This window comes from Myxococcus sp. AM009, from assembly GCF_013372605.1.
In the GTDB taxonomy this organism is placed as follows: domain Bacteria; phylum Myxococcota; class Myxococcia; order Myxococcales; family Myxococcaceae; genus Myxococcus; species Myxococcus vastator.
On sequence record NZ_JABXEP010000099.1, the window covers coordinates 24,133 to 30,847 of the forward strand.

General features: G+C 70.6%; 8 protein-coding genes and 1 pseudogene. 7 read left to right on the plus strand and 2 right to left on the minus strand.

Going from position 1 to position 6,715, the window contains the following annotated elements; all coding sequences use genetic code 11:
- Nucleotides 1–28: 28 nt before the first annotated feature.
- Nucleotides 29–1,093 (plus strand): hypothetical protein, encoded by a 1,065-nt coding sequence (locus HV824_RS23060; RefSeq protein WP_176418869.1) that lies wholly within the window; start codon nt 29–31, stop codon nt 1,091–1,093.
- Between the two features lie 9 nt (nt 1,094–1,102).
- On the opposite strand, the gene HV824_RS23065 is transcribed toward HV824_RS23060, so the two are convergent.
- Nucleotides 1,103–1,480, minus strand: coding sequence for a lipopolysaccharide assembly protein LapB (locus tag HV824_RS23065; protein ID WP_176418868.1), 378 nt, complete (start codon nt 1,478–1,480; stop codon nt 1,103–1,105).
- Between HV824_RS23065 and rsfS the strand changes: the two genes are divergently transcribed.
- The 5 genes from rsfS (at nt 1,479) to HV824_RS23090 (ending at nt 6,236) form a co-directional block, all read left to right on the plus strand.
- Nucleotides 1,479–2,036: a ribosome silencing factor gene (gene rsfS, locus HV824_RS23070; RefSeq protein WP_176418867.1), complete on the plus strand. Its 558-nt coding sequence runs from the start codon at nt 1,479–1,481 to the stop codon at nt 2,034–2,036. The genes HV824_RS23065 and rsfS overlap by 2 nt on opposite strands.
- 1 nt (nt 2,037) lies before the next feature.
- On the plus strand, nt 2,038–2,502 hold the full coding sequence (locus tag HV824_RS23075) for a 23S rRNA (pseudouridine(1915)-N(3))-methyltransferase RlmH (protein ID WP_176418866.1): 465 nt from the start codon (nt 2,038–2,040) through the stop codon (nt 2,500–2,502).
- A gap of 63 nt (nt 2,503–2,565) precedes the next feature.
- Entirely contained in the window at nt 2,566–3,723 is a 1,158-nt protein-coding gene (locus HV824_RS23080; RefSeq protein ID WP_176418865.1) for an RNA ligase RtcB family protein, read from the plus strand.
- Nucleotides 3,724–3,973: 250 nt separating this feature from the next.
- Complete coding sequence (gpmI, locus tag HV824_RS23085; protein WP_176418864.1) at nt 3,974–5,515, plus strand: 2,3-bisphosphoglycerate-independent phosphoglycerate mutase; 1,542 nt, start codon at nt 3,974–3,976, stop codon at nt 5,513–5,515.
- A gap of 19 nt (nt 5,516–5,534) precedes the next feature.
- Nucleotides 5,535–6,236 carry a double zinc ribbon domain-containing protein gene (locus tag HV824_RS23090; RefSeq protein WP_176424222.1) on the plus strand — a complete coding sequence of 234 codons (702 nt, stop codon included), beginning with the start codon at nt 5,535–5,537 and terminating at the stop codon, nt 6,234–6,236.
- Nucleotides 6,237–6,254: 18 nt separating this feature from the next.
- Here HV824_RS23090 and HV824_RS23095 read toward each other — a convergent pair whose 3' ends face one another.
- Nucleotides 6,255–6,407 carry a hypothetical protein gene (locus HV824_RS23095; RefSeq protein WP_255208266.1) on the minus strand — a complete coding sequence of 51 codons (153 nt, stop codon included), beginning with the start codon at nt 6,405–6,407 and terminating at the stop codon, nt 6,255–6,257.
- A 166-nt stretch (nt 6,408–6,573) separates the two neighbouring features.
- Between HV824_RS23095 and HV824_RS37605 the strand changes: the two are divergent.
- Nucleotides 6,574–6,715 (plus strand): annotated as a pseudogene (locus HV824_RS37605) (flagellar biosynthesis protein FlhB); the annotation flags it as partial.

Below are 6,715 nucleotides of genomic sequence, written 5' to 3' on the forward strand. Positions count from 1 at the left end.
TCCTGCGACGGGGTATGGTGCGCGCGCCGTGGTCCGCTCCTTCGCGCCGCTCCTGCTCGTCCTCGCCATGCTCGCCGCCGGCCGTGCGCCCGCGGCGGAGTGGGACGGCGCACTGAGGGGCACCGGCCGCCTGCTGCTGGACACCAACGCGCCTCGGGACTTCTCCGACGCGTTCACCGCCAGCGCGGAGCGGGACTTCGCCTTCAGCCTGCTGGGCTCTGCCGAGGGCCGCGGCGCCTTCGAGCGTGCCCAGCTGGTGGGCCGCTACGAGCTGGGCACGCGTTTGTACGTCCTCTACCAGGACGAGAACACGCTGGTGCAGTCGGGCGCGGTGGAGGCCTCACACGCCGTGGGCACGGCGCTGGGAATCGGCCTGGAGGGCCACGCGAAGGACCGGCGGGGCGGCTCTCGCTCGTACTCGGACCTGGGGGCCACGGCCTTCCTGGAGTACGCACCGGACGTCAGGCTGGCGCTGCGAGTGCGGGCAGGCGCCCGGCGCTTCGTGTACCGGCCGGACCCCACCGCCAATTTCGGAGGCCCCGAGGTGGGTGTGCTGGGCCGCTACCGCTTCGACCGCCGGCACAACCTGTCCGTCTTCGGCGACTGGAACTCCCGGCGCTTCGGCACCCAGCCCCGGGCACGCCCGCCGGGGACGGGGGGCGGCTCGGGACTCCTCCCCGGCCGCCGTCAAGACGGGGCCCTGACGGCGGGAGCGTCGTACACCTACCGGGGCCCGGTGGCCCTGGGGCTGACGTACGCCTTCCAGGAGGTCTCCTCCAACAGCTACGGCGAGACAATCCGCCGGCACCGGGTGTCGGCCAACGCCGGCGTCCGGCTGCCCTGGCGGGTGACCCTGCTGGCGCAGGGCTCGCTGGGCGTCATCCAATATCCGGACGGCATCTACCTCTCCCCGGAAATCATCCTGGTGGAAGAGGACGAGGGGCAGAACTCGCTCTCGGTGAAGCTGGCCCGGCCGCTGACGGCGGCGCTGGACGTGGAGGTGTCCTGGGGCATCTGGAGTACCCGGCTGCCCCGCAACGAGCTCACCTACACGCGCCAGGTCTTCAGCACCGGCTTCACCTGGCGCTACTGAGGGCGCGGCCTACGAAAGGTCCGCGATGCGCTCGTCGATTTCCTCGGCGAGGCCCGCGTGCCCCTGGGACAGGGCGTGCTCCCGGGCCCGGCCCAGCACCTCGCGCGCCTTGTCGGGCTCCCCCGCCCCCGCCCAGGCGTCCCCCAGGGCCACCATGGCGGCCGCATAGGTGGAGTCCAACCGGACGGCGGACTCCAGGGCGTGGGCGGCCTCCGGGTACTGCCGCCGCTCCAGGTACAGCTTCCCGAGGGAGAAATGGCTCATGGGGGAGTCCGGGAAGTCCGCCACCATCTTCTTGAACTGTTCCAGCCGGGCGTCGCTCATGGACACCAGCAGATAGAGGACCGCTTCCGTGTTGCCAAGGGTGCGGTAGGGTGCGCCGCACATGGCCACGAAGAAGAAGACGACCGCGAAAAAGACCACCACCCGGGCCCCGGCGGCCCGGAAGAAGACGGTATCGGGCAGGACGCCCGCGAAGAAGAAGGTCCCCGCCGCCAGGAAGTCGGCGCCGAAGGCCCCCGCCAAGGCGCCCGCGAAGAAGAAGAAGGCGAAGCTCCCAGTTGCCTCGTCCCAGAAGGCGGGCCCCGCGGAGAACCCGGCCGCCAAGGCGCTGGCGCACCGCATCGGCCACCTGCTGGTGGACAAGAAGGCGGAGGACGTCGTCATCCTCGACGTGCGCGGGATGACGTCCTACGCGGACTACTTCGTCATCGCCTCCGCGGAGACGGACCGCCAGGTGAGCGCCATGGCGGAGAACGTCCAGGTGCAGCTCAAGACGGGCGAAGGCAACCTGCGCCCCATCGGCACCGAGGGCTTCGAGACGGGCCAGTGGGTGCTGCTCGACTACGGCGAGGTGGTGGCGCACCTGTTCCTCACGGACCTGCGCGCGCACTACGACCTGGAGGGCCTCTGGGCCGACGCGTCGCGGGAGAAGCTGGCCTGAGGTGAAGGTCCGGCTCCTCTCCATCGGCAAGGACCGCTCGGGCCTGTATGAGCCCGCGGTCCAGGAGTACGCCCGGCGCCTGGGTCACTACACCCGCTTCGAGTTGGTGGAGTTGGCGGAGGCCAGCGGCAAGCGGCTCAAGCCCGGCGACGCGAAGGCCGCCGAGGCCGAGGCGATTCTCTCCAAGCGCAAGCCGCAGGACTGGCTGGTGGCCCTGGACGAGCGCGGCGCGCTGCTCGACTCCGTCGAGCTGAGCCGCTACGTCGGCAAGGCGCAGACAGGCGCCAAGGACCTGCTGCTCGTCATTGGCGGGGACGAAGGGCTCGACACGCGCGTTCGGGACGCGGCGAACCTCACGCTGTCCCTGTCGAAGATGACGCTGCCTCACCGGCTGGCGCGCGTGGTGCTCATCGAGCAGCTCTACCGCGCGTTCACCATCCTCAAGGGCGAGCCGTACCACAAGTAGGCGGCCGGGCACTCGCCCCGGCGCCACCGTCAGGCGTGGCGCGCAGGTGCCGTCAGCCCGGGCATGCGCACTGACGCCTCTTCTGGAAATCTCCCCACTTCCGCGCCTCAGGCGCCCGTGCGTGTCATTGCCTCTGCCCAGTCCTGGGTGGAAGGCGAGGCGGTACGGCAACTCGAAGCCATGGCCCGCCTGCCAGGCATGAAGCTGGCGGTGGGCCTCCCGGACCTGCACCCCGGCAAGGGGGCTCCGGTGGGCGCGGCCTTCACCTCCGAAGGCTTCCTCTATCCCTATCTGGTCGGCAGTGACATCGGCTGTGGCATGGGCCTGTGGAACGTGGACCTGCTGGCCCGCAAAGCCAAACCCGAGCGTTGGGCCGGCAAGCTGGACCTGGAAGGCCCGTGGACGGGCGACGCGGAAGGCTTTCTCCAGGAGCACGGCGTGAAGTCCTCGGGCTTCGAGGCCGCGCTGGGCACGGTGGGCGGCGGCAACCACTTCGCGGAGCTGCAGCGCGTGGACGCGGTCCATGACGCGAAGGTCTTCACCGCGCTGGGCTTGTCCGCGGACCGCTTGCTGCTGCTGGTGCACTCCGGCTCGCGCGGTCTCGGCGAGGCGATTCTCCGGGCCCATGTGGACCGGCACGCGGCGGGCGGGCTCGTGGATGACTCGCCCGAGGCGCGGCGCTACCTCACCCGGCATGACCACGCGGTGGCCTGGGGCCAGGCCAATCGTGCCCTGGTGGCGCGGCGCATGCTGGACGGCATCGGCGCCCTGGGCCAGCGGGTCCTGGACGTGTGCCATAACAGCGTCACTCCACGGCGTGACACGGGCCGGACGCAGTGGCTGCACCGCAAGGGCGCGGCGCCGTCGGACGAAGGGCCGGTGGTGATTCCCGGCAGCCGGGGCGCGCTCAGCTACCTGGTGGTTCCCACGGGGGAGGGCCACACCAGCGCGCACAGCCTGGCGCATGGCGCGGGCCGCAAGTGGACGCGCTCCTCCGCCCGGGAGCGCATGCGCGAGCGCTTCACCGCGGAGTCCCTCACGCGCACCGCTTTCAAGAGCCACGTGGTGTGTGAGAACAAGGACCTCCTCTTCGAGGAAGCGCCGCCCGCGTACAAGCCCATCGACCGCGTGGTGACGGACCTGGTGGAAGCGGGACTGGTCCGCGTGGTGGCCACGCTGGCCCCCGTCCTCACATACAAGACGCGCGCCCGGCCGGAGTGACGCGGCCCACTGACGGACGGAACCCGAGGCGGAGTGGAACCTGACGCAAGGCGTTGCGCTCGCCGGCGCTCACCGTGCTCCGCGCGAGGCTTCCGCGTTGGCACCGGCATCGCACGCCTGGGAAGCGAGCAACCGACCCTCTGGGCGAGGCACCTCGTGGACCCGGCTGGGCGCGCTGCCCGCGCCCCAGCAAGGCGCGCCCACTTTTTGTCCTCTCCCGTCTGGCACCTGCATGGTTAGGGTTCGGAGCATGACGCCCGCGCACAAGGTCCTGCTCTGCATCCTGGATGGTTGGGGTATCCGCCAGGAGCGTGACAACAACGCCATCGTCCTGGCCGGCACGCCGCACCTCGACAAGCTGGCGAGCCCCTACCCCTTCACCGAACTGCAGACGGCGGGGCTGGCCGTGGGCCTGCCCGAGGGGCAGATGGGCAACTCCGAGGTGGGCCACACCAACATCGGCGCGGGGCGAATCGTCTACCAGGACCTGGTGCGCATCAACCGCGCCGCGGAGTCCGGAGAGCTGGCCCAGAACCCCGTGCTCCGCGCGGCGCTGGACGGCGTGAAGGCGGACGGCAAGGCGCTGCACCTGCTGGGGCTGGTGTCGCCCGGCGGCGTCCACTCGTCCATGGACCACCTGTTCGCGCTGCTCAAGGCCGCGAAGGAACGCAACGTGGCCCAGGTCTACGTGCACGCGTTCCTGGACGGGCGCGACACGCCGCCGCAGAGCGCGCTGGGCTACGTGGAGGAATTGGAGCGCTTCCTCCATGAGACGCACACCGGTCGCATCGCCACCGTGAGCGGGCGCTACTACGCCATGGACCGCGACAAGCGCTGGGACCGGGTGCAGCAGGCCTACGAGGCGCTGGTGCTCGGCCGTGGCCCCAAGGCGCCGGATGCGTTGAGCGCCATCCGCGCGTCCTACGCGGAGAAGGTCACCGACGAGTTCGTGAAGCCCACGGTGCTGGCCGGCGGTGACGGCGCGCCGGTGGGCCGCATCCAGGACGGCGACGCGGTGCTCTTCTTCAACTTCCGTGCGGACCGCGCGCGGGAGCTGACGCAGGCCCTGGCGTTCCCGGAGTTCAAGGAGTTCGACCGGAGCGGGCTGCGGCTGGGGCGCTACGTCTGCATGACCCAGTACGACGAGACGTTCAAGCTGCCGGCGCTCTTCGAGCCAGACCAGCCGCAGGACATCTTCCCGGAGCTGCTGGCGCGTCAGGGCCTGCGCCAGTTCCGCACGGCGGAGACGGAGAAGTACGCGCACGTCACCTTCTTCTTCAACGGCGGCCGAGAGGTCGTCTACGCGGGCGAGGACCGGCACCTGGTGCCCAGCCCGCGCGACGTGAAGACGTATGACTTGAAGCCGGAGATGTCCGCCTACGAGGTCACGGCCGAGCTGGTGAAGCGGCTCGACTCCGGGAAGTACGACTTCGCGCTGGTGAACTTCGCCAACCCGGACATGGTGGGCCACAGCGGCCGGCTGGACGCGGCGATGAAGGCGGTGAAGGTGGTGGATGAATGTTTGGGCGCGCTGGGCAAGGCGTGCGAGCGCAACGGCTGGGTGCTGGCCATCTCCGCCGACCACGGCAACTGCGAGCAGATGGTGGACCTGGTGACGGGCGAGCCCCACACCGCGCACACGCTCAACCCGGTGCCCTTCCACCTCATCCACCCGGACTTCCGGGGGCAGAAGCTGCGCCCGGGCATCCTCGCGGACATCGCTCCCACCCTGTGCAAGGTGATGGGACTGCCGCAGTCCAAGGAGATGAACCGTCAGGGCCTGCTGCCGTGACGCGCGCGGGGCACGTCCCATGCTGAAGGCCCTGCTGGACGTGCTCTATCCCCCTTCGTGCCTCGCGTGCACGAAGGTGCTGCCGAGCCCCGAGGGCTTCTTCTGCGAGACGTGCGACACCGCGGTGGAGCGGCTTCCGCCCGCGTGCTGCCGCACCTGCGCGGAGCCCGGCGCATTCCCCGGCGACACGTGTCCCCGGTGCCGTGCCGCCCCGCCGCCCTTCACCCGCGCCTGGGCGCCCTTCGCGCATGAGGGGCCCCTGGCGCGCGCCATCCACCGGTTCAAGTACGAGGACCACCCCAACCTCGCGGGCCCGCTGGGAGAGTTGCTGGCGGGAGAGGCGCACCGCTTCCTCAGCCATGCACCCGAGCTGGTGGTCGCGTTGCCACTGCACACGCGTCGCTATCACGCGCGCAAGTACGACCAGGCGCAGTTGCTGGCGGGCGCGCTGGCGAAGGCCACGGGGCGCAAGGCGCCGGTGGGCTTGCTGACGCGGCACCGTGAGACACAGCGGCAGGTGGGGCTGAGCGAGGCGGAGCGGGCAAGCAACGTCGCGGGGGCGTTCGCCGCGTCATCCCGTGTCTCGGGGCAGCGCGTGCTGCTGGTGGACGATGTGTTCACCACCGGAGCCACCGCCCGGGCGGCGGCCTCGGCCCTGCTCGAAGCGGGCGCCGTTCAGGTAGAGATGCTGACGCTGGCTCGAGCCTTCAGCCTGGAGTGAGCGGACGGCGCCCAAGGGCTACTTCTGGGAGGCCCGGACCCGCTCCAGCTCGACCTGGAGTTCGGCCACGCGGCGCTCCGCGTCTTCTCGCTGGTGGGCTTCCTCTTCCGCGCGCTGTTCGAGCCACGGGATGACGCGGCGAACGCTTCCGACACGCGGGACCTGAATCACCGCATAGCCGCGTTCGCGTCCTGGAGTGAGGCATCCCATGACGCGGACGCTGAACGCACACGGCCCCACTCTCCGCCTCTCCTGAAAGAACCGCGTTCATCAGCGAATTGCCACACGCAAGGACTCTGGCCCCGGGGCTGACTGGCGTTAGCGTCAGCCCATGCGCTCGCTCCTCCCACTTGCACTCGCGGTCGCCGTCCTCCGCTGCGACGTCGACGAATGCGAGGCGCCCTACCTCGTGGCGAAGGCCCGGGAAGGGGATGCGCTCGCCCTGCGGGAGCAGGCACGCCGGCTCGGCATTCCGGTGG